This window comes from Dongia sp. (assembly GCF_041909655.1).
Classification (GTDB): Bacteria; Pseudomonadota; Alphaproteobacteria; order Dongiales; family Dongiaceae; genus Dongia.
On sequence record NZ_JAYRDA010000003.1, the window covers coordinates 337,393 to 361,238 of the forward strand.

At 63.5% G+C, this 23,846-nt stretch carries 23 protein-coding genes; 10 read left to right on the top strand and 13 right to left on the bottom strand.

Going from position 1 to position 23,846, the window contains the following annotated elements; all coding sequences use genetic code 11:
* Positions 1-180: 180 nt before the first annotated feature.
* The 6 genes from ACE3PR_RS07805 to ACE3PR_RS07830 all read right to left on the bottom strand — a co-directional run bounded on the left by ACE3PR_RS07805 (position 181) and on the right by ACE3PR_RS07830 (position 7,719).
* A complete protein-coding gene (locus tag ACE3PR_RS07805) occupies positions 181-762 on the bottom strand; it encodes an NUDIX domain-containing protein (protein ID WP_374370131.1) in 582 nt (193 codons plus the stop codon).
* On the bottom strand, positions 759-1,856 hold the full coding sequence (locus ACE3PR_RS07810; protein WP_374370134.1) for a dipeptidase: 1,098 nt from the start codon (positions 1,854-1,856) through the stop codon (positions 759-761). The genes ACE3PR_RS07805 and ACE3PR_RS07810 overlap by 4 nt, the downstream gene beginning before the upstream one ends.
* A 145-nt stretch (positions 1,857-2,001) precedes the next feature.
* Positions 2,002-3,891: an ABC transporter ATP-binding protein gene (locus ACE3PR_RS07815; protein ID WP_374370137.1), complete on the bottom strand. Its 1,890-nt coding sequence runs from the start codon at positions 3,889-3,891 to the stop codon at positions 2,002-2,004.
* 367 nt (positions 3,892-4,258) lie between these two features.
* Complete coding sequence (locus ACE3PR_RS07820) at positions 4,259-5,098, bottom strand: endonuclease/exonuclease/phosphatase family protein (RefSeq protein WP_374370140.1); 840 nt, start codon at positions 5,096-5,098, stop codon at positions 4,259-4,261.
* Between the two features lie 94 nt (positions 5,099-5,192).
* Positions 5,193-6,776 (bottom strand): ABC transporter substrate-binding protein, encoded by a 1,584-nt coding sequence (locus ACE3PR_RS07825; protein WP_374370143.1) that lies wholly within the window; start codon positions 6,774-6,776, stop codon positions 5,193-5,195.
* Positions 6,777-6,861: 85 nt separating this feature from the next.
* On the bottom strand, positions 6,862-7,719 hold the full coding sequence (locus ACE3PR_RS07830) for a winged helix-turn-helix transcriptional regulator (protein WP_374370146.1): 858 nt from the start codon (positions 7,717-7,719) through the stop codon (positions 6,862-6,864).
* Positions 7,720-7,884: 165 nt separating this feature from the next.
* Here ACE3PR_RS07830 and ACE3PR_RS07835 point away from each other — a divergent pair, with 165 nt between their 5' ends.
* Entirely contained in the window at positions 7,885-9,081 is a 1,197-nt protein-coding gene (locus tag ACE3PR_RS07835; RefSeq protein ID WP_374370149.1) for an amidohydrolase family protein, read from the top strand.
* Here the strand turns inward: ACE3PR_RS07835 and ACE3PR_RS07840 are convergent.
* Positions 9,078-10,010: a transcriptional regulator GcvA gene (locus ACE3PR_RS07840; protein ID WP_374370152.1), complete on the bottom strand. Its 933-nt coding sequence runs from the start codon at positions 10,008-10,010 to the stop codon at positions 9,078-9,080. The two genes, ACE3PR_RS07835 and ACE3PR_RS07840, sit on opposite strands and share 4 nt — an antisense overlap.
* Before the next feature lie 123 nt (positions 10,011-10,133).
* Between ACE3PR_RS07840 and ACE3PR_RS07845 the strand changes: the two genes are divergently transcribed.
* The gene (locus ACE3PR_RS07845; protein ID WP_374370155.1) at positions 10,134-10,358 is read left to right on the top strand and encodes a DUF1127 domain-containing protein; all 225 of its coding nucleotides are present in this window, start codon (positions 10,134-10,136) and stop codon (positions 10,356-10,358) included.
* 190 nt (positions 10,359-10,548) lie between these two features.
* Entirely contained in the window at positions 10,549-11,055 is a 507-nt protein-coding gene (locus ACE3PR_RS07850; protein ID WP_374370158.1) for a DinB family protein, read from the top strand.
* Positions 11,056-11,069: 14 nt separating this feature from the next.
* Here the strand turns inward: ACE3PR_RS07850 and ACE3PR_RS07855 are convergent, their stop codons facing one another.
* The 5 genes from ACE3PR_RS07855 to ACE3PR_RS07875 all read right to left on the bottom strand — a co-directional run bounded on the left by ACE3PR_RS07855 (position 11,070) and on the right by ACE3PR_RS07875 (position 15,109).
* Positions 11,070-11,711 (bottom strand): class I SAM-dependent methyltransferase, encoded by a 642-nt coding sequence (locus tag ACE3PR_RS07855; protein ID WP_374370161.1) that lies wholly within the window; start codon positions 11,709-11,711, stop codon positions 11,070-11,072.
* Between the two features lie 175 nt (positions 11,712-11,886).
* Positions 11,887-12,861, bottom strand: coding sequence for an NADPH:quinone oxidoreductase family protein (locus tag ACE3PR_RS07860; RefSeq protein ID WP_374370163.1), 975 nt, complete (start codon positions 12,859-12,861; stop codon positions 11,887-11,889).
* Between the two features lie 86 nt (positions 12,862-12,947).
* A complete protein-coding gene (locus tag ACE3PR_RS07865) occupies positions 12,948-13,259 on the bottom strand; it encodes a hypothetical protein (protein ID WP_374370166.1) in 312 nt (103 codons plus the stop codon).
* A 112-nt stretch (positions 13,260-13,371) separates the two neighbouring features.
* Positions 13,372-14,433 (bottom strand): asparaginase, encoded by a 1,062-nt coding sequence (locus ACE3PR_RS07870; RefSeq protein ID WP_374370169.1) that lies wholly within the window; start codon positions 14,431-14,433, stop codon positions 13,372-13,374.
* Positions 14,434-14,500: 67 nt separating this feature from the next.
* Positions 14,501-15,109, bottom strand: a complete 609-nt coding sequence (locus ACE3PR_RS07875; protein ID WP_374370171.1) for a CGNR zinc finger domain-containing protein — start codon at positions 15,107-15,109, stop codon at positions 14,501-14,503.
* A gap of 81 nt (positions 15,110-15,190) precedes the next feature.
* On the opposite strand from ACE3PR_RS07875, the gene ACE3PR_RS07880 reads away from it, so the two are divergent.
* The 7 genes from ACE3PR_RS07880 to ACE3PR_RS07910 all read left to right on the top strand — a co-directional run bounded on the left by ACE3PR_RS07880 (position 15,191) and on the right by ACE3PR_RS07910 (position 21,913).
* Complete coding sequence (locus ACE3PR_RS07880) at positions 15,191-16,054, top strand: DMT family transporter (RefSeq protein WP_374370174.1); 864 nt, start codon at positions 15,191-15,193, stop codon at positions 16,052-16,054.
* A gap of 62 nt (positions 16,055-16,116) precedes the next feature.
* Positions 16,117-16,689 (top strand): RNA methyltransferase, encoded by a 573-nt coding sequence (locus ACE3PR_RS07885; protein ID WP_374370177.1) that lies wholly within the window; start codon positions 16,117-16,119, stop codon positions 16,687-16,689.
* Between the two features lie 121 nt (positions 16,690-16,810).
* Positions 16,811-17,353 (top strand): invasion associated locus B family protein, encoded by a 543-nt coding sequence (locus ACE3PR_RS07890; RefSeq protein WP_374370180.1) that lies wholly within the window; start codon positions 16,811-16,813, stop codon positions 17,351-17,353.
* Between the two features lie 21 nt (positions 17,354-17,374).
* On the top strand, positions 17,375-18,514 hold the full coding sequence (rlmN, locus tag ACE3PR_RS07895) for a 23S rRNA (adenine(2503)-C(2))-methyltransferase RlmN (RefSeq protein WP_374370183.1): 1,140 nt from the start codon (positions 17,375-17,377) through the stop codon (positions 18,512-18,514).
* Positions 18,514-19,617 (top strand): tetratricopeptide repeat protein, encoded by a 1,104-nt coding sequence (locus tag ACE3PR_RS07900; RefSeq protein ID WP_374370186.1) that lies wholly within the window; start codon positions 18,514-18,516, stop codon positions 19,615-19,617. The genes rlmN and ACE3PR_RS07900 overlap by 1 nt, the downstream gene beginning before the upstream one ends.
* Before the next feature lie 376 nt (positions 19,618-19,993).
* The gene (locus ACE3PR_RS07905) at positions 19,994-20,611 is read left to right on the top strand and encodes a hypothetical protein (protein ID WP_374370189.1); all 618 of its coding nucleotides are present in this window, start codon (positions 19,994-19,996) and stop codon (positions 20,609-20,611) included.
* A 90-nt stretch (positions 20,612-20,701) separates the two neighbouring features.
* Positions 20,702-21,913: an argininosuccinate synthase gene (locus ACE3PR_RS07910; RefSeq protein WP_374370192.1), complete on the top strand. Its 1,212-nt coding sequence runs from the start codon at positions 20,702-20,704 to the stop codon at positions 21,911-21,913.
* Between the two features lie 18 nt (positions 21,914-21,931).
* On the opposite strand, the gene ACE3PR_RS07915 is transcribed toward ACE3PR_RS07910, so the two are convergent.
* On the bottom strand, positions 21,932-23,824 hold the full coding sequence (locus ACE3PR_RS07915; protein WP_374370195.1) for a sugar-transfer associated ATP-grasp domain-containing protein: 1,893 nt from the start codon (positions 23,822-23,824) through the stop codon (positions 21,932-21,934).
* Positions 23,825-23,846 lie beyond the last annotated feature (22 nt).

The window sequence follows — 23,846 nt, forward strand, 5'->3', positions numbered from 1 at the left end:
AGGGTGCAGTGCGGAAATGCATTGTGCCGAAAAAAAGCTTTTGCGACGGCATCTTGGCGCTGGGCCCGGCAATCGCCTGGGTAACAATTCCGACAACCCGACCCAGCATCGCCCCTTACGCAGCGAAGTTTGATGCGTGAGGACGAAAGCAATCCGAAAGCGGCGCGAAAATTCGGGTGGTTAACCGGCAAGGCCGTTGAGCGCCGCCCAATGCAATAACAGGACTGTCTTCGCATCGACGATGCGCCCGTCCCCGGCCATGGCGATGGCCTCGCGCAGGGGAATTTCCAGCACCTCGATATCCTCGCCCTCATCGGCAAGACCGCCGCCGGCACCCACGCGCGCCGCCGGCGAATATTCGGCGGCGAAGAAGGTCAGCTTCTCGGTGACCGATCCCGGACTCATGAACAGCTCAAAGAGGCGTTGGGGCTTCGCGATCTCCACCCCGCATTCCTCCGCCGCTTCCTTGACGATCGCGGTCTCCGGATCATGTTCATCCAGCAACCCCGCGCAGACCTCGATCAACGGCGCCGCGTGCCCGTTCACGTAAGCCGGATAGCGGAACTGCCGCGTCAGCAGCACGGTCTTGCGCGTGGGGTCATGGAGCAGGATGCAGGCCCCATTCCCCCGATCATAAGTCTCCCGCGTCTGCACCTGCGCCGACCCATCCCGCCGCATCAGCTCGAACCGGGTCTTCTTGAGAAGGTAGTGATCGTCGGAGAGAATCTCTTCGGAGAGGATGCGGATGACCTCGCCACTCACGTCCAACTCTCCCCCGCCACGCGCATGAAATTCCCGCCGAGGATCGCGGTCGCATCCGCTTCGCTATAGCCGTTTTTGAGCAACGCCACCGCGATTGCGGGCCAGCGTTCCGGGGGTACGAAGGCCATTTTGCCGAAATCGACGCCGGAGGTTTTGGGCCACCAATAGGCGGCGTCTTCGCCGGGCGGGAGGTCGGTGTGCACCTGGTCGAAGGAATAATCGATGCCGATGCCGACATGCTTGGCGCCCACCTTCTTCACCACGTAATCGATATGGGCGAGAATGGTCTCGGTCCTGTCGTCGCCGAGGAACGGGCCGATGCCGTTGATGGCGATTATGCCGCCGGTTTCGGCGCAGGCCTTGATCTGGATGTCGTCGACATTCCGCGGATGTGCGCGCACGGCGCTGGGATTGGAATGCGAGAAGACCACCGGCTTCGATGAGAGCTGCATGATCTCCAGGCTGGTGGCGCGGGAGGAATGCGAGCAATCCATGATCATGCCGACCCGGTTGATCTCCTTCACCACCGCGCGCCCCAGATCCGTGAGGCCCTGATCCTCGCCGTGGCAGCCGCCGGCGATCTGGTTGTCGCGGTTGTAAGCCAGATGCATCTGCCGCACGCCGAGATCGCGGAAGAGGCCGATCATGGCCAGATCGTCATTCAGCATCATCGAGCCTTCGAGATCGAAGCTCACCGCAAGCTTGCCCGTCTCCTTCGCGCGCGCGACATCGGCGATACTGCCGGCGAGGCAATAGTGATCGTCATGTTTCGCGAGCCAGTCGCGGAAACCGGCGATAACGCGGATGCAATCGGCCAATGGATTGAAATCCATCCCCACATTGACCGAGACATAGGTGACGCCCGCCTCGCGGTGGCGCTGCAAGGGCGACATGTCGGCATTGGGAATGAGCGGCAGGCAGGCATGGGCGTCCCAGACGATGCCCTCGCGATAGAGGACGGGCCAATCCTTGCGGGAGAGCAAAGGCTCGGTCGGCTTGAGGCCGCGGGGGCGTTTCGGCTGATTCATATTGGCTGGCTCCGCTTGAGGTTGCGCCATCTTAGCGGCACCGGCGGCCAGCAGGAAGCTGAGCATGGGGAGAGTCTCTAGTTGGACTAAAGAACCCCTCACCCCCACCCCTCTCCCCATTTCATGGGGCGAGGGGCTTGAAGCGGGCTCGGTCGCTCCCTCGCCCCGCAAAAAGCGGGGAGAGGGCGGGGGTGAGGGGTTCTTTCTTGTTCTAAGCCGCCTCGCTGTCCACCAGGCCGAGGACCTGGCGGTCGAAGAGGCGGCGGTAGAGGCCGTCTTGCTTTCCGATCAGGGTCTCGTGATCGCCTTCCTCGACGATGCGGCCTTGATCGAAGATCAGGATGCGTTCGAGGGCGCGCACGGTCGAGAGCCGGTGCGCGATCACGATCGCGGTCCGCCCTTCGATGAGCCGCGCCGTCGCCTCCTGGATGAGGTGCTCCGATTCCGAATCGAGGCTCGAGGTCGCCTCGTCCAGAATGAGGATCGGCGCATCCGCCAGGAACGCCCGTGCCAAAGCCACGCGCTGTCGCTCGCCGCCCGAAAGCTTCACCCCACGCTCGCCCACCAGGGTCTGATAGCCCTTGGGCAGCTTGGCGATGAAATCATGGGCATTGGCAAGCTTCGCCGCCGCCTCGATCTCCTCCAGGCTGGCCCCCGGTTTCGCATAGGCGATGTTCTCGGCCAGCGACCGGTGAAACAGGATCGGCTCCTGCTGCACCAAGGCGATCTGCGCGCGCAGGCTCGCCTGCTGCACCTTGGCGACGTTCTGCCCATCGATGCGGATCTCGCCCGACTGGATGTCGTAGAGCCGCTGGATGAGCTTCACGAAGGTGGTCTTGCCCGAGCCCGAGAGCCCGACCAGCCCCACCTTTTCCCCCGGCCGGATCGTGACCGAGAAATCCTGATAAAGCGGGTTCACATGGCCGCCGTAATGGAAGGTGACGCGGTCGAACACGATCTCGCCTTTCGTGATCTCGATCGGTTTCGCCCAATGGCCGTCCTCGACGCCGAAGGGCGTGTCGTGGATCGCCACCAATTCCTCCATGTCATTGACCGCCCGCTGCACGTCGCGGATATAGGCGCCGATGTCATAGAGATAGCCCTGGATCACCAGATAGGTGGTGAGCACATAGGCGACCTCGCCGGTGGTGGCGCGGCCCTCCCACCACAGCCAGATCGCCATGCCGATGATGAGCGCCCTGAGCGAGAGCAGCATCACCGCCTGGCTTGATCCATTCACCGTCGCGCGCTTCCAGGTGCGCGTGGTGCGGCGGCGCCATTTGGCGATCACCCGGCCGAGGATCTGGTCCTCGCGCGCCTCGTTGCCGAAGCTTTTCACCACCGCGTTGCAGCTGATCGCATCGGCCAAGGCACCGCCCGTCCGCGTATCCCATTGGTTGGAAAGGCTCGCCGCCGGCCCCACATAGCCCACGGTCAGAAACAGCGTCATGCCGATATAGATGACGGCGCCCGCGAAGACGGCGAGGCCCATCATCGGCCAGTGCCAGCCCAGGAGAACGGTCGATCCCAGCAGCACGACACAGGCCGGCCACAAGGCCAGGAGCAGATTGTCGTTCAAGGTATCGATCGCCCACATGCCGCGCGTCACCTTGCGCACGGTCGAGCCGGCAAAGGTATTGGCATGCCAATCGGTCGCGAATCGCTGCACGCGCCAGAATGAATCGAGCGCCATCTGCGACATGATGAGGAGAGTCATCCTGACCACGCCGAGATAGGCGAGATGCCGCAGCGTGACGGCCGAGACGCCCAAGGCGATCATGCTCATGAGCGCCATCACCGCCGCGTCGAAGGTGGCGTCGTTGCGTGTTCCCGTGACCGCATCGATGAGGCGGCCGGAGAAGAGCGGGATCATCACATCCATCATCGTGCCGCAGGTGGCCAGCACCAGCACCACGCCGAAAAGCGCCTTGTGCCGCGCCCAATAGCGCGCGGAATAACCGAACACGGCGGCAAAGGCATTGCGCCGCTTTGCTTTTTTTTGCGCATTCTCGTCGCGATGCGGTGCCGTCGGCTGGTGATGGACGGTGCCTGCCGCCTGCGGCTGGGTGACGGGGAGATGGGTCGACGAAGTATCGGTCATCTTTGCTTCGGCCGCCTGCGGGATGCGCGAGGGAAGGCCGCCTTCTGGCTTTTTCCGGGAAAAACGGCGCGCGGGAGTGGCGGAATCAGGACCGGCGCGAATGGGCGGCGATCCCGATGATGTCTCCCGGTCACAGGTCGACCCGGCTATGGCGTGAGTAAGAAAAGTAAAATGGACGAGGCCCCGCTTGGGCCTGTCCGGCGTCGCTTCGACCTAAGAGTGGGCGAAGGAGGCGGTCAGGCCGGGGGTAATGAATGCGAGCATGTAAGTCATGCTGATCTCCCGGCTGAGCTTACCGACACGAGCGTCGGCGATGGCGAGCACCTTATCCGAGCTGCGACATTTTGGCAAGTGGGGTGGCGCGGGATCACGCAGCGGGCGGTAGCAAGCTCATGTCGAAATCGATGATGAGTGGGTCGTGATCGGAACCTGAAGCGGCTTGATCGACGCCGGCACCCATGAGTTTTCGCGCGAGATTTGCGGTGATGAAAGCGTAATCGATGCGCAAGGCGCGCGGCCAGTTTTCATGCGCCGGATAGGTGATGCCCGCCGCTTCGGCGTGGCCGAGATGTCGCCACGCATCGACATAACCCGCCGCCGTGACTCGCCGATACTCGGCATCGTTCGGCTCGGCATTAAAATCGCCCAGCAGAATCGCCGAGTCGCTTGCCGGCGGTGGCGTCTCGCCATTGCTCCAATCGACCAGCCCGCGCACCTGCGCCGGGCCGCTCCAGGCCGGCCCGCTTTGCACCGGCGACAGAAGTGCCTCGATCTGCAGGAGGCGCTCTTCGGCGCTCACCGAGGAAAGCTGCAGATTGACGAGCCGGATCGGTCCCGCATCCGTGTTGAGCAATCCCTCGACCGCGGCGAGATCCATGTTGAACTCATTCGCCACCGGAATTTTCGGGAGCGGCACCAGCCGCGTTTGCCAGATGGGCTGGCGGGCCAGCAGCATGTTGCCGAATTGCCGGCGCATCTTCGCGCCATGGAGATCGAAGCCGGGTAGATAGGCCCAGTGGTATCCCGGCAAGGCGGCCGCGATCGCCCGGGGTTGGTGGGTGTCATGGCTCCGCTGCCAGCCGGCCTCGACTTCCTGCAGCGCGATCACATCGGCGTGGTAACCGGCGAGGTCGGACGTGATGCGGGCAAGGTCCATCCGCCCGTCTTTTCCCTTGCCGTATTGGATGTTGTAGCTGACGAGGCGCATGATGATGGTTTCGGCGGCTTTTGGAAACAGAAACGGGGCGGCCGCCCCCGCCGCCCCGTCTGCCTGGTTGGATCGGTCTAAGCGCTAGGCTGTCTTAGACAAACCACCAGCGTTCGAAGATATAGCCGCCGTCATGGTCGTAATTGCTGTTGAGATCGCCATGGGCGACCTTCTTGCTGTTGGCGGAGGTGAAGTTGTTGAACATCAGCACCATGATGCCGCCATCGTCATGCAGGATCTGCTGCATTTCGGCATAGAGGGCGGCACGCACCTCGTCATTGGTCTCGGCGCGGGCCTGGACCAGCAGGTCGTTGAACTTGGGATGCTTCCAGAAGGTGTCGTTCCATTCCGCCTCGGCGGCATAGGCGGTGGTGAACATCCAATCGGCGGTGGGGCGGCCGCTCCAATAGGAGAAGCACCAGGGCTTCTTCATCCAAACCGTGTCCCAATAGCCGTCATTGGCTTCCTTGATGACGTTGATGTTGATGCCGCAGGCCGCGGCCGATTCCTTCATCAGCACGGCGGCATCGACGGCGCCCGCGAAAGCGGCATCGGCGGCCGAGAGATCCACCGTGAGCTCGGTCAAGCCCGCTTTCTTCAAATGGAACTTCGCCTTGTCCGGGTCGTAGGCATAGACCGGTTCGGGATTGGTCGCGAACTTGATCGAGGGGGCGAGCGGGTTGTCGTTGCCGGCGATGCCGTGACCCAGCAGCACCTTCTCGACGATTTCCTGCCGGTTGATCGCCCATTTCAAAGCGAGCCGCACATCGACACTATCGAAGGGCGCCACGCGCACATCCATCGGCGCCACGTAATGCGAGAAGCCGGTGATGTCGGTGACTTCGAGGTCCTCGTTGCGCTTCAGCAGACTCAAGGTCTTCAGATCGCACCGGTCCATATAATGGATGTCGCCGGTGATGAGCGCATTCTGCCGCGCCGCCACGTCGACAATCGAGAGCATCTCGATCTCGTCGAAATTGGGGCCTTCCTTGTGGTAGTTCGGATTCCTTTTGGCATTGAAGCGCACGCCCGGCTCATAGCTGGTCTGGATGAAGGGGCCCGTGCCGATACCTTCTTCCCAGGCGATGCCGCCGCCATCCTTGGCCTGATAGATCGGCAGATGGTAATCCGAGGTGATGTAGGGAAAATCGGCGCTGCCGGAATTGAGCGTGAAGATCACCGTCCCGTCGCCATCGGCCTTCACCTCGGCGATGTCGGTAAGCACGGATTTCGCGGCCGATTTCGAATTCTCGCCGCGATGATAGTCATAGGTCGCGACCACGTCGGCGGCGGTGAGCGTCTTGCCGTTATGGAATTCGACACCCTTCCTGAGCTTGAACACCCAGGTCTTGGCATCGGGCGAGGGCTCGATGCTCTCGGCGATATCCGGCACCGCGTTGTTCTTGGAATCGATCGAGGTCAGGCAATTCCCGGTCACGAAGCCGACATCGGCGGAAAAGGCATTGGCCCAGGTGGCGGGATCGAGGCTGTCCGAGGATTGGCCGTGGCCGATCCCGGCGATGAACTTGCCGCCCTTCTTGGGTTCCGCGCGCACGGCCTTGGTGAACAGGGTCTGCGCGGCACCCGCACTCACGCCGGCCGCAATGGCCAGCTGAATAAAATCGCGCCGGCCCATGCGGCCCTTCTGCGCCAGCTTCTGCATTTGATCGAGAGTCATACCCATCACTCAGCCTCCACCGTTATGCGTTCGTCGCGTTTTGTGACAGCCTAGGCGTGTCCGCGCGCTTGGCAATGTTTTTAATTCAAACATTGGTCTTCGATCTGACACGGATGCGGCCGCCGAAACCGAGATGGCGCAGCAGTGCGGGAATCGCCGCATTGCGTGTCGTGCCCGTCGCCGGTGCGCCGAGATCGGTCTGCCAGATGACAGCCCTTTCATATTGTCGCCGCTGCCGCGCCGGGATCGCCTGCGCTGTGCGGTCGGGCAGGGGCGTGCGGCCGGATTCAGCCAGCACCAGCCGCGCGATCGCGGCAAGTTCGCTTTCGCCTCTGAGGATGACCGGCCGGTCGCCGGCCTCGCCGAGCAAAGCGGCGAAATCGGCACGCAAAGTGCGGAACAGGCTCAGCTCCTCGCTCACATAGGCTGCCAGCAAATCGTGCAATTGTCGTTCGCCGGATTCAGTCAGGGCATAGCGATAGCCCCGCCCGCGCCCCTCCGGCCGCTCCAGCTTCAACAGCCAGCCGGCGCGAACACAGCGTGCGATATAGGCATTGACGATGGCCAGCGAGACGTTGAGCGCCCGGGCAAGCTCGCGCTGGGCGAGGATCGGATTGTGGCGATAAGCGCTCAAGGTCCGCAGCGCGATTTCACGCTCCACATGCCGCTTCTTCTGGCGGATATGGGGAAAGGGATAGGGAGCGAGCAGATCCTCGCGCGGCAATGGCGCGGGCATCGTGCCCTGCTCGCTGTGTTGTGTCAGGAAATCCAGGGCCCAGCGCTTCGCGGTGGCGAGTTCGATCTGCCCCGTGCTCTTGACCAGCGGGCGCGCGCGGCCTGGAACATGAAAAGCCGCCTGCCAGTAGCGCGAGGGCCGGTCGCGCCGCTTGAACAGGCGCACGCGCCGCTCCGCCAGAAAGATCGATGTGGACGCCACCGCCATGTTGCGCCGTTCCCCGCTGATCTCTGCCTCGAAGGTGTGTGCAAAGTGTGTGCGAGTGCACTCTAACAAGCGTCGGCGGCTTATGCCAGCATACCCGGCGGCTATGGCGAGATGTCTTTCGATCGATTAGAACCAATCTCGATAACAAATCTGGGGATGGAACGCATGCGGGACACGCTCTTCATCAGCGACCTGCGGGATGCACGGGGCGCCGCCATCGATCTGCTGATCGCGGGCGGCAGAATCGCCGCGGTGACGCCTGCCGGCAGCACCTCATCCGATATGCCGGGCCTGGCCGGCAAAGGTCGTTTGCTGCTCCCGGCATTGGTCGAGGCGCATTGCCATTTCGACAAGACGCTCTGGGGCCAGCCCTGGCGTGCGAATTCCGCCGGCCTAACCTTGCGTGATTACATCGATAACGAGCGGCGCATCCTGCGTGGGCTCGACGTGCCGATCGCGGCGCGGGCCGGGCGGCTGATCGAGCATTGCATTGCCAAGGGTTCGCTTCACTTCCGCTGCCATGTCGACGTCGATCCGGAATTCGGGGTGTCGCATGTCGAGGCGATGCTGGCCTTGCGCGAGACCTATCGCGACGTCATCACCATGGAATTCGTGGCCTTCCCGCAGACCGGCCTGCTGATCCGGCCGGGCACGCTTGGCGTGATGGAAGCGGCGCTGAAACTGGGTGTCGAACATGTGGGCGGGCTCGATCCCGCCGGCATTGACAACGATCCCATCCGCCATCTCGAGGCGATCTTCGATCTTGCCGGCAGATACGGGCGCGGCATCGACATCCATCTTCATGACAAAAGCGAGCTCGGCCTGTGGCAGATCGCGCGCATCGCCGATTTCACGGAGGAGCGCCGATACCAGGGCAAGGTCGTCATCAGCCATGCCTATTGCCTGGGCCAGGCCGGGCCGGAGCGACTGGCGCGAATCGCGGCGCGGCTGGCCGAAACGGGAATCAGCATCATGACCACGGCCCCGGCCGATGGCCCGGCCCCGCCGGTGGCCGATCTCAGGGCTGCGGGTGTCAATATCTGCATGGGATCGGACGGTATCCGCGATGCCTGGTCGCCTTTCGGCACCGGCGACATGCTGGAACGCGCCTTGTTCCTGTGCCTGCGTTTCGACTGGGCCAAGGACGAGGAGCTTGCCATGGCTTTCGATTGCGTGACAACGGGCGGTGCGCGGGTGCTGGGCCTCGCCAGTTATGGCATCGAGGTTGGCGCGCCGGCCAATCTCATCCTGCTGCCGGCGGAAAATATCGGCGATGCCATCGCCCGGCGCCCGCAGGATCGCCTGGTGATTGCGCAGGGCCGCATTGTCGCAGAAGATGGCCGGTATCTCGCAGCCGGTTAGGGCGCGCGGACGGCACTCCCATTGTCGTCGCTCTGGAATGCCGCCATCTGGGCGAACACCCAGTCGCGGAAGGCCTTCACCTTGGCCTGTTTCAGCCCGCCTTTGCCATAGATCAGGTAATAGCCGGTATCTAGCTTGACGCTCTCGCGGAAGGGCCGCACCAGATGGCCTTTCTTGAGGTCGTCGCCGGCCAGCATGAAATTGCCCAGCGCGACGCCCAGCCCGTCGATCGCCGCCTGGATCATCAGGTTCGAGTAATTGAAGGTGAGGTTGGTCTTGAGTTCCAGCGTCGGCGTGCCGGCGGCACTCAGCCAGCGCGGCCAGAAATCGAATTGCGCCCGGCGCCAGTCGAGATCCGAGATCAGCTTGAAATGGACCAGGTCCTGCGGGGTCTTCAGCGGCATCTCACCGGTGAGCAATTTGGGCGAGCAGACCGGAAACACCTCGTCCTGCAGCAGCAATTCGGCATCCACCCCCGGCCATTGGCCGCGGCCATAGCGGATGCCGATATCGACATCGCCTTCGCCCACGGGATCGAGCCGGTCGGTGGCCGAGATCCGCACCTCGATCTCGGGATGCCGGCTCTGGAAATCGTGGAGCCGCGGCACCAGCCATTTCGAGGTAAGGGAGGGTAGGGCGCTCACAGTGAGCGGCCCGCCGCCGGGAAAGAGCCGCATCTCGGCCGAAGCCTCGGCCAATTGCTGGAACGAAGCGCGGACCGGGGGCAGATAGCGCCGCCCGGCTTCGGTCAGCGTCAGCGACCGCGCCCCGCGCTCGAACAGCAGGATCCCCAGCCATTCCTCCAGGGCCTTGATCTGGTGGCTGATGGCACTGTGGGTGACCGACAATTCATCCGCTGCCTTGGTGAAGGAGAGGTGGCGGGCGGCACATTCGAAGTACCGGACGGCTTTCAGCGGGGGCAGGCGCAAGGCCGCTTCTCCTGTCAGAAAGATTCACAGAACAAGTTAGAAACGATCGTTTGTTTGTCACTTAATGCAAGCATAAGTTCCTCCCAACGGCAATGGTGCCGGTTAGAAATTTGTGAGGATACAATGAGCCAGAGCAGCATTTTTCCCAGCGCGCTGACGGCACAGCGAGCCCAGATCACGAGTTCGGCCGGAACTTTGGCCCTGTTGGTTACAGGCTTTCAGGCCTGGCGGGAACGTTCGCGCTCGCGCCGCGACCTGATGCGCCTCAGCGAACATCAGCTCCAGGATATCGGCCTGTCCCGCCTCGATGCCGAGACGGAATGGCAGAAGCCCTTCTGGCAGCCCTGATGCCCTTTTCGCGGCGATTCCCAGTCGCCGCGCCCCCACCCGGAAACCCGTCACAGGTCTTTCCGGGTGGTATCTCCCGGGCTTGAACCCCCATTCGGCCCGACCTGGATAACTTGGCCACCGGTCTCCCGCTACGAGATCGGTGGCGGTTTTTTTGGCCCCTCGCAACAGACAAAGCTAAGCTCGCCTCATGCTGGATTATTTCGCGACCCTCGCGCGCTACAACAATTGGGCCAACCGCCGGCTTTACGCCGCCGTGGGGGCGCTCGACGCCGCCGCCATCGCCGCCCCCCGCATCGGCTTCTTCCCCTCGCTTCTCAAAACTCTCAATCATCTGGTCGTGGCTGACCGTATCTGGCTCGGGCGCCTGACCGCGCAGCCGGAAACGGGCCTCACGGCGCTGGATCAGATCCTGCATCCGGATTTTGTCGACCTCCGCGCCCAGCGCGAAGCGCTCGACGAGCGCATCCTGCTTTTTGTGCTGGCGCTCTCGCCGTCACGGTTGGAAGAGATTCTCCATTACAAGACCACGGCGGGTGTCGAGCATGAAACGCCGATCCCGCTGGTGCTGGGCCATATGTTCAATCACCAGACCCATCATCGCGGCCAGGCCCATGGCATGTTGTCCGGCACGGATGTGCCGCCGCCCTCGCTCGACATGATCGCGTTCGTGCGCGAAGAGCGCCAACAGCTTTAGGCAGAGGCGGTCGCTTAAGCCGCGTAATCCAGCTTCGAGCGGCCACGCAGGCTGAAGCGATGGCGCGCCGGTTTGCGCAGGATTGCGCGTGCGCCGCTGGGTTTGGTAAAGCGCCAGACGCTGGCCGGCGGCAGGTTCTGCAGCACCCGTTCCTCGACCTCGCCCAGAATGCCGAGGCGCTCGCGCGGCAGCGGCGAGAACAGGCCATAGGTGAACTGGATCAGCGGGGCACCCGGCTCCAGCACGGCAAAAGCCTGCGCGCCGATCCGCAGCTGGATCGAGCGTTTGAGGCTGAGGAGCGGCAGGCTGGAAACGATCGCCGCCACCGGCGCGATCTCGTGGCGCCGCAGCAGATTGGGAAGGTGCACCGCATCGCCCAGCAGCACATGCACGCCCGGGAAATGATCGCTGAGATAGCGGTGCAAGGTGGGATCGCGCTCGATCACCACCAGCTTATCGGCCGGCACGCCGGCGGCCAGCAAGGCACGCGTCACGGATCCGGTGCCGCCGCCCAGTTCCACCACATAACCATCGAGCTTCTTGGGGACCTGCCGCGCCATCGCCGCTGCCAGTTCCGGACTCGAAACCGCGACGGCACCGATGGAGCGCGGATTTTTCAGCCACAATTTGAACAGCAGGCGGGAATCTTTGAGCATGTCTTTCCGGTCGAATGCTGGCGAAGGCGGCCAGCGGATAAAATCTGGGCGTAAAACCTGGAAATCGGAACCACAAGAATTAGGCTTCGTTCCTGACTTCAATCTGTCATTTCGCCAGGATTCCGGCAACTTCCATCCCGTCGCATCTGTCTAAAATCCGTGGCGACGGGGCGGATCAGGGCTCAAACACAATTTTTCCCGTCGCACGGCGGGAAAGGAGGGTCTCGAATCCCTGGTGCCAGGCAGCCAAGGGCAGGATTTCCGAGATATGCGGGCGCAACTGCCCCGCTGCCGCCATACCGGAAAGGGCGGCAAATCCCGCCGCCAGCAAATCCGGCCGGTGCTGGCGGTAGCTGCCCCAATAGAAGCCCAGGGCGTCCACATTTTTTACCAGCAGGATATTGGCGGGAATCGCCGGGACCCGGCCGCCGGCAAAGCCGATGATGACGATCCGGGCGTTCCAATTGACCGCACGCAAGCTTGCGTCGAAGACGTCGCCGCCCACCGGGTCATAGACCACGTCGGCACCCTTGCCGCCGGTCAAGGCCTTCACCCGTTCCCGGATGTCTTCAGCCTTGTAATCGATCGCCGCCTCGGCGCCGTGTGCCAGGGCGATGGCGCATTTATCCGGACCGCCCGCCGTGGCGATGACCCGCGCCCCCAGCGCCTTGCCGATTTCGACTGCGGTCAGGCCGACGCCACCGGCGGCCCCATGCACCAGCAGGGTCTCGCCGGGTTGCAGGCGTGCCTTCCAGACCAGGGCGCCATAGGAAGTGCCATAGGCGATCGGAAAACCGGCCGCCTGTTGAAAACCGAGGCCCTCTGGAATCGGAAAGACGTCGGCGGCCTTGCACAGAGCCGATGCTGCGAAGGCGCCGTGATCGACCACCGCCATCACGCGCTGGCCGGGTTTGAGCGTATCGACGCCTTGGCCGAGGGCCGTCACCATGCCGGCAAGCTCCAGCCCCGGCACGAAGGGCACAGGCGGCTTCACCTGATACTTCCCCGCGCACATCAGCGAATCGGCGAAATTCAGTCCCGCCGCCTTTACCTCGACCAGCACCTCGCCAGGCCCCGGTGCCGGTATTGGCATGTCGCCCAGGCGCAGGCTCTCAAAACCTTCCGGCTGTTCGCAGATCAACGCACGCATAAGGCAATCCTCCAGCCCGACATCCAGGCTTCATGCCTATATGGAGGTCGGACCGGAGGTAAAGCCTTTTACGGCGATGTGAACGCTCAGTCGAAGATCGGGACGACGATGCTGATGGTCGGGCGCTCGTAGACGACCGGCGCCGGCTGATAATAAACCGGCTGCGGTGCGACATAGACCGGCTGCTCGACATAGACCGGGCGCGGCTGCACATAGACCACCTGCGGCCCGCCATAATAATAGTTGGCGTGATGCCCATGGCCGTGCTTGGGATGATGCTTGTGCTTATCATGCGCCAAAGCAGGCGATGCTGCGGCGACCGCCAATCCGGCCAGCACCAGAATCCCGGCGGCGATTTTTTTCCCGATGTCGCGATGAGTCGATTGCTTCCCGCTCATGTCCCCGTCCTCTTTTTCGGCACAGAATCAGTCTGCCCGTCACCAGGATATTAGGGACGCCCCTTGTGATTCCGCTGTGACCAGGCGGTGGCCACACGAAAGCGTGATGGGATCAGAAAGGTGCGGTTTCGCTGAGGGCAGGGGCGGGTTTGATGCTGCCGATTTCGGTGCCAGCCCAGTTGCGCAGGGTGGGTTGCAGGCTCTGCTGCAATTGTTCGGCTTGTGCCGCGTCGATGATGCCGAAATGGCGCAGCAGATGGCCCATCACGATTTCGGCGCCGCGGCCATTGCCGTCCTCGATCTTGATGCAGAGGCCGAGGCCGAGCTCCGGGAGCGCTCCCATATAGACGCCCTCCGCGCCCGTCTTGATCGCGGCCTTGGTGCCGGTCACGCGCATGACGTCGGTGCAGAAGCGCCCGGTTCCCGCGACATACCAGGGTTCGAGGCTCATCGCCTTCAAGATGCGTGCGCTGGCGGCGGCGCGCGCGGGCGAAAGGTCTTTCGGATCGGCCATCTTCGCCATGGCAAGTGCGTGATGGCCGACGGGAATGGCGATGGTGGGAATGCCGCAGCCATCGATGCCGCGTGGCACGTCGCCTAAATTCTGTCCGCACATCTGTTCGAGAATGCCGAGCAGCCGCTGCTGCACATTGTGCTCATAGCGGATATAGCCGGCAATCGGATCGCCAAGATGAAGGGCGGTGGTGAGGAACCCGGTATGCTTGCCCGAGCAATTGTTATGGGCGCGTGTCGGCGTCTCGCCCGCCCGCAGCATCGCGTGCGCGGCCGGTTCGTAATAGGGATAATGCGGACCGCATTCGAGCGCCCCGGCATCGAGGCCGATTTTCGCAAGCCATGCCTTCACCGCATCGACATGGCCCGGCTCCCCGCTATGGGACGCACAAGCCAGGGCGATCTCGCGATCGCCAAGACCGTATTTGTCGGCCGCACCCGATTCCACCAGCGGAATGGCGAGCAGCGGCTTGATCGACGAGCGGCCATAGATCGGCTTCTCGATGTCGCCCCAGGCCTTCACCACATGACCGTCGGCATCCACCACGGCGGCAATGGCGCGGTGGCGGCTCTCGACCATATTGCCGCGCCAGACCTCGACCAGGATCGGGCTGTCGTCCTTGGGCAGATCGGTGTGGATGTGTTGGTGTGGGCTGTTCATGGCATGGGAATCCGTCGGGTGATCTGCGCGCACAATGCCCCCAGCCCGCTTTCCTGGCAACAGCACCCTAGAACGCGGCATCCGTTATGGTCGGGCGCCGCGCCCGATACTGCCGCACCTTGGCCCGGGTGCCGCAATCGGCCATGGCGCACCAGCGGCGCTTGCCGTTGCGGCTGGAATCGAAAAAGAACCAGTGGCAGGTTTCGCTGGGACAGCGCTTGATCCGCTCAACCTGATCGCCGGTCAGCAGGTCCAGCGCATCGGCGGCGATGTCGCGGCACAATTGCTGGAGTGAATCCGGCGGGGTGACCGCGATCGCGCGCCGGGCGGTCTTGTCCCAGCGCAAGGCAGGTGCTGCCAACGGCAAGGCGGCGGCGGCCAGGGCATCGAGATCGCCCCTGTCCGGCGCCTCCTCTCTGATCAACGCGTCGAAGACGCGGCAGAGCCGGTCCCGCAACTGCAGGCAGGATCGCCATTCCTGCGCGCTGGGAATCGCCGCCAAGGGGCGGCCGCAGCGCGCGGCCCAGCTTGCCAGACCGGCTTCGTCCAGCAAGCGGTCGCCACCGGTCGCCCGCGAATGCGAGTTGCAGAAATCGAGGCTGAGCCTGCCGGCCAAAAATTCAAAGCGCGGCAGCCTTTCGACCTGCAGGTCAGGATCGGCGTCGATCCGGCTCACATCTGTCACCAATAAAACTCAATTGACTGGTTACAGTATCAGATTATGCTGTAACCATCAAAATTAATAATGATGGTTACAATGCCTCATCCAGCCCTCCTGGCGCTTTTCGGCGGCATCGTTCTTTCCGGGCTCAGCCCGATCCTGGTGCGCTTGAGCCCGGTCGATCCTGGTGCCACGGCCTTCTGGCGCCTCCTGATGGCGGCGGCCCTTATGCTCTGCTTCGCCCGGTTCAGCGTGCGTTTGCCGCTGCGGGTGGTGGGCGCGGTCGGTGTCGCGGGCTTCCTGCTGGCCGGCGATTTGGTGCTCTGGAACATGGCCATCGTCAGCACCACGGTGCTGGAAGCGACCTTGCTGGTGATGCTCTATCCGCTGCTGGTGGCCGCCATCGAAATCTTCTGGCTGAAGCGGCCTCTGGGCTGGCCGTTGGTAGCGGGCGGTCTCATCGCCTTTGCCGGCGCTGCCATCATGACGCTGGGGCCGACCGCCGGGCAATCCAGCCTTTACGGGAATGCGCTTGCCCTCATCGCGGCCTTTTTCTACGCGGGTTCCCTCCTCATCATCGCACGCTATTGCCGCGGCCATCCGATCCCGGCCATCACCTTCTGGCAGATGCTGAGCGCCGCGCTGTTTTCATTGCCGACCTGGGCCTGGGAGGATCATTTCATCCCGCGGAGCGCCGAGGATTGGCGTTTCATGACGATCTACGGCGTGGTCACTTTCGGCGGCTATCTCCTCATCAATGTCGGCCTCACGCGCATTGCCGCCAGCATCGCCGCCATCCTCGGTTATGCCCAGCCGGTGATCGCCACCTTGATCGCCTATTTCCTCTTGGCCGAAATGCCCAGCCATGTGGCGATGCTGGGTGGCGCGGTCGTCATCGCCGGGCTGTTGCTGGCTGGCACGGTCGGCAGGTCGCCCAAGCCAGCGGCATCCGAAGCCTGATACCCGCTGGCCATTCGCGCACTCTTTCGCTAGCTTGCGGCGCTCAAGCGCAAGGGCGGCACATGAACACAAACCCGGTCAATCGCGGCTATTTCGGCATCGGCGTCGAGGGTATCTCGAAACCCATGAATCTGGGCGCGGTCCTGCGCACGGCCCATGCTTTTCACGCGAGTTTCTGCTTCACCATCGGCGCCAATATCAATGTGCGCGAGGTGCTGGCCTCGGATACCTCGGTGGCGATCGACAACATGCCGGTCAACATCTACCAGGATGTCGCCAGCTTCACTTTGCCGATCGGTTGCCGCCTGGTGGGGATCGAGATCACCGATGATGCCATCGACCTCCCCAGCTTCACCCATCCCCCGGCCTGTGCCTATGTGCTGGGCGCGGAAAAGGACTCGCTCTCGCCCGAATTGCAGGAGCGCTGCGACTTCATCATCAAGATCCCGACCCGGTTCTGCGTGAACCTCTCGGTGGCCGGGGCCATCGTCATGTATGACCGCATGATCAGCCTGGGGCGCTTCGCCGAGCGCCCGGTGCGGGTGGGCGGCCCCACGGCGCCGCTTGCGGCACATAAGCGCGGATTGCCGGTGTGGAAGCAGAAGCAGCTGAAAAAACAGAACAATTCTGTTTGATCCACAGGCCGGTCCAGGCCGTGCCAGTGGATTTTACCGGCAATCCTTGCTAGAGGTTGGGCTCGCGGGCGGCGGTCAGGTGTTATCCTTTCCCCACCCTTGCGTCGAGGACAGGAAAATAATGCTGAAAGTGCTCCGCAATCATTGTCGCGTGGTCGTCCGTGCTGCCTCTTTGGCGGCGCTCATCGGCGCCGGCATCGCCGTAGCGCCGGCTCTGGCCGAGGCGCCGAAGAATCTGGGCGCCTTCGAAAAATGGCGCGCGCTGACGGTCAACAATGACGGCCAGCGCATGTGCTATGCCATGAGCGTTCCTGTGGCGAAGCAGGACAACGTTGCGGGCCGCGGCGAAGCGGCGGCGCTGGTGACGCATTTCCCCGAAATCGGCGCGCTCGATCAGGTCTCGATCGTGCTCGGTTTCGAGCCCGCGAAGAACAGCCCTGTCATCGCCAAGATCGGCGGCTTCACCTTCACGCTGGAGGAGATCGAAGCCGATCGTGCCTGGATCAAGTCGCGCGCCAATGACCGCGCCATGGTGCAGGCGCTCCGCAAATCGAACCAGATGGTGGTGATCGCCGCGACCAGCAAAGGCCTCAAGGTCGAGGACACCTATGACCTCACCGGTTTCACCAAGGCTTATCAAGCCATGAGCAAGGCCTGCTCGTAGCCCGATCGGAAGCAAGTTGAGATGAGCTCGGAAAAACACGCCGCCACTTTCGCCCCACCCGCTGTCGATGCCAGCGGCAAGCGCGACCTTATCGGTCTCGACCGGGGCGAACTCGAGGCCCTGATGGCCGAAGTGGGCGAACCCAAATTCCGCGCGCGCCAGCTCTGGCACTGGCTCTATCACCGCGGCGAGCGCGATTTCGAGAAGATGCATAATCTCTCGAAGGAATTCCGCGTGCGCTTGGCCGACAAGTTCTATGTCGGGCGGCCCGGCGTCGCGGTCAGCCTCGCTTCCATCGACGGCACCCATAAATGGCTTCTCGAGATGCGCGACGGCCAGAAGGTCGAGGCCGTGCATATTCCCGAGGAAGACCGCGGCACGCTCTGTGTCTCCTCCCAGGTCGGCTGCACGCTCACTTGCAAGTTCTGCCATACCGGCACCCAGCGCTTGGTGCGTAATCTCGCCGCCGACGAAATCCTGGGCCAGGTCCTGCATGCGCGCGATCATCTGGGTGAATGGCCAAGTCCGAAGGACGGCCGCATGCTCTCCAACATCGTCATGATGGGGATGGGCGAGCCGCTCTATAATTTCGACGCGGTGGCCAAGGCCTTGAAGATCGTCATGGATGGCGAGGGCATTGCCATCTCGAAGCGCCGCATCACCCTTTCGACCGCCGGCGTGGTGCCGCTCATTGAGCGCTGCGGTGCCGAACTCGGCGTCAATCTCGCCATTTCGCTCCACGCCGTCACCGACGAACTGCGCGACCAGATCGTGCCCATTAACAAGAAATATCCGATCAAGGAATTGATGGCGGCGCTGGAAAATTATCCCGGCCTCTCCAATGCGCGCCGCATCACCTTCGAATACGTTATGCTGAAGGGTGTCAATGACAGCCCGGCCGATGCGCGGGCGCTGGTGAAGCTCATCAGCAAGGTGCCGGCCAAGGTCAATCTCATCCCGTTCAATCCCTGGCCGGGGGCGCCCTTCGAGCGCTCGACTCCGGCAGCGATCCGCGATTTCTCGGACATCGTCTTCGATGCCGGTTATTCCAGCCCGGTGCGCACGCCGCGCGGCGAGGACATCATGGCCGCCTGCGGCCAGTTGAAGAGCGACAGCGTCAAGCAACGCCGCTCCGAGCGCGACCGCGAGGCAGCCGCCTAGTGCGTTTCCGGCCGAGGCGATTCCAGATCGGGGCGGGTCTCGCGGCGATTTTCCTCGCCGCATCCTTCGGCCTGGGCGTCGCCGATGAAACGCCGGCCTCGGCGGATCCGGCACCCGCCGAGGCAGAGCCGGCGCCGCTCAATCCGTTGCTGGAAACCTGCGTCGCTGCGCAGGTGCCTGAAACGGCAGCACTTGCCTGCACCACTGCGATCGAAAGCCGTCAATTGCAGGGCGAGGCCCTGGCTGGGGCCTTGTTCACGCGCGGCATGGCCCAGGGCCGACGCGGACAATTGCCGGCGGCGATCAATGATTTCACCGCCGCCCTCACGCTGACGCCCGATGCCACCGACGTGCTCTATGCGCGCGGCTCGGCCCATGCGGCGATCCAGCGCCACGATCTTGCCATCGGTGATTTCAGCGCGATCCTCAAGATCGATCCCAAGGACGCGGATTCCCTTTACCGCCGCGCCTGGTCCTACACCATGCTGGGGCGCGACAAGGAAGCCATCGCCGATCTCAGCGCGGTCATCGGCGAAGCCGGCGATGACATGGACGCGCTGATGGATCGCGGCGGCCTCAACATCCGTCTCGGCGATTTTGATGCGGCCATCGGCGATTTCAGCGCGATCCTCAAGCTCGATCCCAAGGCCGCGGCGGCGTTCTACAATCGCGGCCGGGCAAGGGCCCTTCAGAACGATTTCGCCGCCGCCGCCAAGGATTTCGCGGCGGCGCAGGAAAGCCGCGCCGACAATCCCTATGCCGCCTTGCGCCGCTATCTGGCGACGGCGCGATCCGGCAAGGCCGAGGAAACATTGCTGAGCGAGACAATCGGCCGCTATCCGCCCGAGCAATGGCCGCTGCCGATCCTGGCCACCCTCGCGGGCGACATGCGCGAAAGCGATTTGCTGGCCTCGGCCGATCTCGCCGATCGCAACGTGACGCAGCGGCTCACGGCCGAGGCGCATTTTTATCTCGGCGAGGCAGCTTTGGCGAAAAAGGACATGAAGGCGGCCAAGGCGCATTTCGAGGCTGCCGCCAAGGGCGATCGCACAATCCCGGAAGTGATCGATGCGGGCTGGCGCCTGAAACAGCAGCCGGAATAACCCGCCGCTTACGCCGGCACGATCTATTTATCTATCTGTAATAAATGAATATTCAGCGCCGCTGGGGCGGAAGGGGCGCCCGGCAGGCCGCCTGCACGATGGGGGGAGTGTGCAAGAGGGCGACCTACCGGGAGCTCTTGGAACCAGGCCCGGGGCTGCGAGCCGGGTCCCAAGCAAGGCAGTGCCCGAAGACGTTGCTGATCCTGGGCCAAGCCTGAAAAAGACCCTCGATCTATTTTACGTCCCGGTGTCACTTATCGGATCATCTGCGACGCTTCCGGTCCGATTCGAGCCGGGAACGCGCAGCATCACCTGAATTTAGATAAATAAAAGTTACCAAACCCTAAACGCTTGGCCGCGGTTGGAAATCCCGTACATGTTAAAATTCATCCGGCGGTCTTTGATTTTGTTCCTAGCGACCCTGCCAGCCGCGCCGAATCTGGCCGCGCAGGAAGCCGCGCCCCAGCATCCGCGCTTTGCGGCTTGCCTGGCTTTCGAGCGCGCGGCGTGCAGCGAGGTATTGGCGGCGCAGCCGGAAAACCTCACGGCCTTGTTCATGCGGGGCCTTGGCGCCGAACTGGACGGGGATCACGCGGCGGCGCTGGCGGATTTCACGCTCGTGACCGCGCGCGAGCCGCGCCATTTCGGTGCGCAGCTCTGGCGCCATGTGAGCGCGGCCACATTGGACATGCCGGATGCGGCAGCGCTGCGCGCCTATCTCGACGGCGCGACCTTGCCGCCCTGGCCGAAGGGCCTTGGCCTGCTTTATCTCGACGACATCTCGCCTGCGGATCTGCTGGCGCTGGCTAATGCACAACCGGCGGTGGTTCGGGCCGAGGCGCTGTGTGCCGCGCATTACCATATCGGTCGTGCCGCCGATATGGCCGGCGATGCCGCGGCGGCGCTGGCGGGCTTCCGGGCGGCATTGGCGACGGGAGCCACCCATGTCTTCGAATATCAGGCGGCGACACGGGCTCTCAACGGCCGGCCCTGATGGGGGGACTGCCTGAGACATGTGGCGCCCTTGCCACCTATCCCCATTTCCCCTAGGTTCCGGCCGCTTTTCCCATCCAAGAGGGTTCCCATGTCGCGCGATATCAAGAAGGTGGTGCTCGCCTATTCCGGCGGCCTCGATACCTCGGTCATCCTGAAATGGCTGCAGGAAACCTATCGATGCGAGGTGGTCACCTTCACCGCCGATCTGGGTCAGGGCGAAGAGCTGGAGCCGGCGCGCAAGAAGGCCGAGATGCTCGGTATCAAGGAGATCTTCATCGAGGATCTGCGCGAGGAATTCGTGAAGGATTTCGTCTTTCCGATGTTCCGCGCCAACGCGCTTTACGAGGGCCAGTATCTGCTCGGCACCTCGATCGCCCGCCCGCTCATCGCCAAGCGCCAGATCGAGATCGCCAGGAAGACCGGCGCCGATGCAGTCGCCCACGGCGCCACCGGCAAGGGCAACGACCAGGTCCGATTCGAGCTCAGCTATTACGGCCTCAATCCGGACATCAAGGTGATCGCACCCTGGCGCGAATGGGACCTCACCTCGCGCACCAGGCTGATTGAATATGCCGAGAAGCACCAGATCCCGGTCGCCAAGGACAAGCGCGGCGAAGCGCCTTTCTCGGTCGATGCCAATCTGCTGCATTCCTCCTCCGAAGGAAAAGTGCTGGAAGATCCCTGGGTTGAGCCGGAGGAGATGGTCTATCAGCGCACCATCTCGCCCGAGGACGCGCCGGACAAGGCGACCTACATTACGATTGGATTCGAGAAGGGCGATGCGGTCTCGATCGACGGGCAGAAGATGTCGCCGGCCAGCCTGCTCACCAAGCTGAATGAACTCGGCAAAGCCAACGGCATCGGCCGCCTCGATCTGGTCGAAAACCGCTTCGTCGGCATGAAGTCACGCGGTGTTTATGAAACGCCCGGCGGCACGATCCTTTACGCCGCCCATCGCGGCATCGAAAGCATCACGCTGGACCGGGGCGCAGCGCATCTCAAGGACGAGATCATGCCGCGTTATGCCGAGCTTATCTATAACGGCTTCTGGTTCGCGCCCGAGCGCGAGATGCTGCAGGCTCTCATCGACAAGAGCCAGGAGCATGTCGAGGGCGAAGTGCGGCTGAAGCTCTACAAGGGCAACACCATCGTCGCCGGCCGCCGCTCACCCAAATCGCTCTACAGCCTGAAGCACGTCACTTTCGAGGACGATGCCGGGGCCTATGACCAGCGCGATGCCCAGGGCTTCATCAAGCTGAACGCCCTGCGCCTGCGTCTCCTGAAACACGGCCGCGGATAAGCCCCTGCGCCGGAATCGTCAGCCGTTCTCGACCAGCAATTCCGCGCGCAGGCGCCGTTTCAGGTGCCAGGCCATCAGCTGGCCCAGCCGTTCGTCACCGAGCGGCTGCCGGGCCGTGCGCTGGATGATATCGAGATCCGGCGCGCCATTGGCTTCGATGATGCAGGGACCGTCCGCCAGGATCGCAATATCCCAGCCGATGATGGTGAAATCGTCGAAATGGGCATGGGCCCTTTGCGCGACCGCCATCACCTTGTCCCAATCGGGCAGGATCCGGCCGCGGATCGCGGCATTGGTGACCGGGTGCCGCTCGAACCAGGCGGTCCGCGGATTGAGGCCCATATCGGTGGCGGCGCCCAAGCGGCCGGTGGCGATATCGATCGCGGCGGCGATGCCGCCGGCATGGAAATTGTCGACCACCGAATTTGTCGAACGTGGCATGCGGAATGCGGCGCAGGTGACTTCGAAGCCGCCCGCCTCGTTGCGGCAGGTGACGATCCTGACCGTGGCCAGCGCGCCGCAATTGAGATCGGCGAGATTGGGGTGATTGACCAGTGCCGGCTGCACGATGAGCGGGCGTCGGCGCGACCGATCGATGATTTCCCGGCGCATCTCGTCGGGGCTGCGCAGCACATTGTCCTTGCCCCGATAACCCGTGACCGGCGCGACCTCGAAGCGCCAGCGGCTGGCGCCATTGCCGCCGCAACCCTTGCGCGGTTTGATGAAAAGATCGGTTGCGGGGAGACGGGTTTCGGCCGCGAAATCTGATTCCGGCCGGCCCTCGCCCGCGGCGAAATAGATCGGCACGGCGGGCAGGCCCAGCGCGCGGCAGCGGTTGTGGAAATCGAGTTTGTCGCTCAGACGCTGCTCTTCTTTCGACCCTGCCGTATGGGCGCGGCGCAGCACCTTGTAGGCGGCACCCTTGGTCTCGCCGCGCTGCAGATAATGCGCGGCCAGACGCGCCTGTGCCGGCTGCCACAATTCGAACATGTAATAATATTTGGGCGCCAGGCGCTGCCGGTGCATCAACGTCAGTTGCTCGGTGAATTGCCGGATCAGGGATTTGCCGCTCTGCGCGCGGACGAACCCGCCCATTCGGCGGGTGAAGGCGATGGCGCCCAGCCAGCCGCCGATGCCGGAACTGGCACCCAGGGCAAGTACCGCCTGTTGCCGGCGGCGCGGGCTGAAGCGCCGCGACATCAGCGTCGCCGTGGCAAAAGCGAGATGGGCCGCGCGGATGGTGGCGGCGTGGCCCGTCGCGGTTTCGGCCGCCTCGATCTGCTGGCGCAGGGCATGCTGGCCGCTCAGTTCGGCGGCGAGAACGATAAAAGCCAGCAGATAAAGTTGCAGACAGGCGAATTCGACGAGATCTGTGATGTTATCGAAGCTCGGCGCGTCCATGCCCAGCCGGCTGCGCAGCGGCACCTCTGCGATATCGATGGCCAAGCCCAGGCTGTGGAGGCCGAAGCCGAGGACGGCGAAGAGCATGACCGGCGCGATCCCCACATGCGCCTGCGGCCGGCGCCAGAAGAGAAGGCCGATAAAGCCGCCGGTGAGCGCCCAGCACAGCGCATCGCCGGCCCAGATCGGCGACCAGCCGAGTTCCGCCTGTTCGATGAGATCGCCGCCCAGTTCCGAGGCGACGAAGAAGGCGCAGAACAAGGCCCAGGCCGCCCACAAGGCACGGTCCAGGAAGCCGGGTGTCGCAAGCCGCGCTAGCGCCAGCGCCACCCAGGCCGAAGCCGCATAGACCACGGCGTTGACCAGATCGACGACATCGATGTGGATCACTTCCCCCAGAACGAAGGCCCCCAGCGCCAAGGGGACCAGCAGCAGCCACAAGGTGAAGGAGCGCACGAGGCCCGGTGCGCCGGACGCGATCGCGGCAACGGGTCTGGACTGAACAAGCATCGATTTTCTCAAAAAAAGCGGC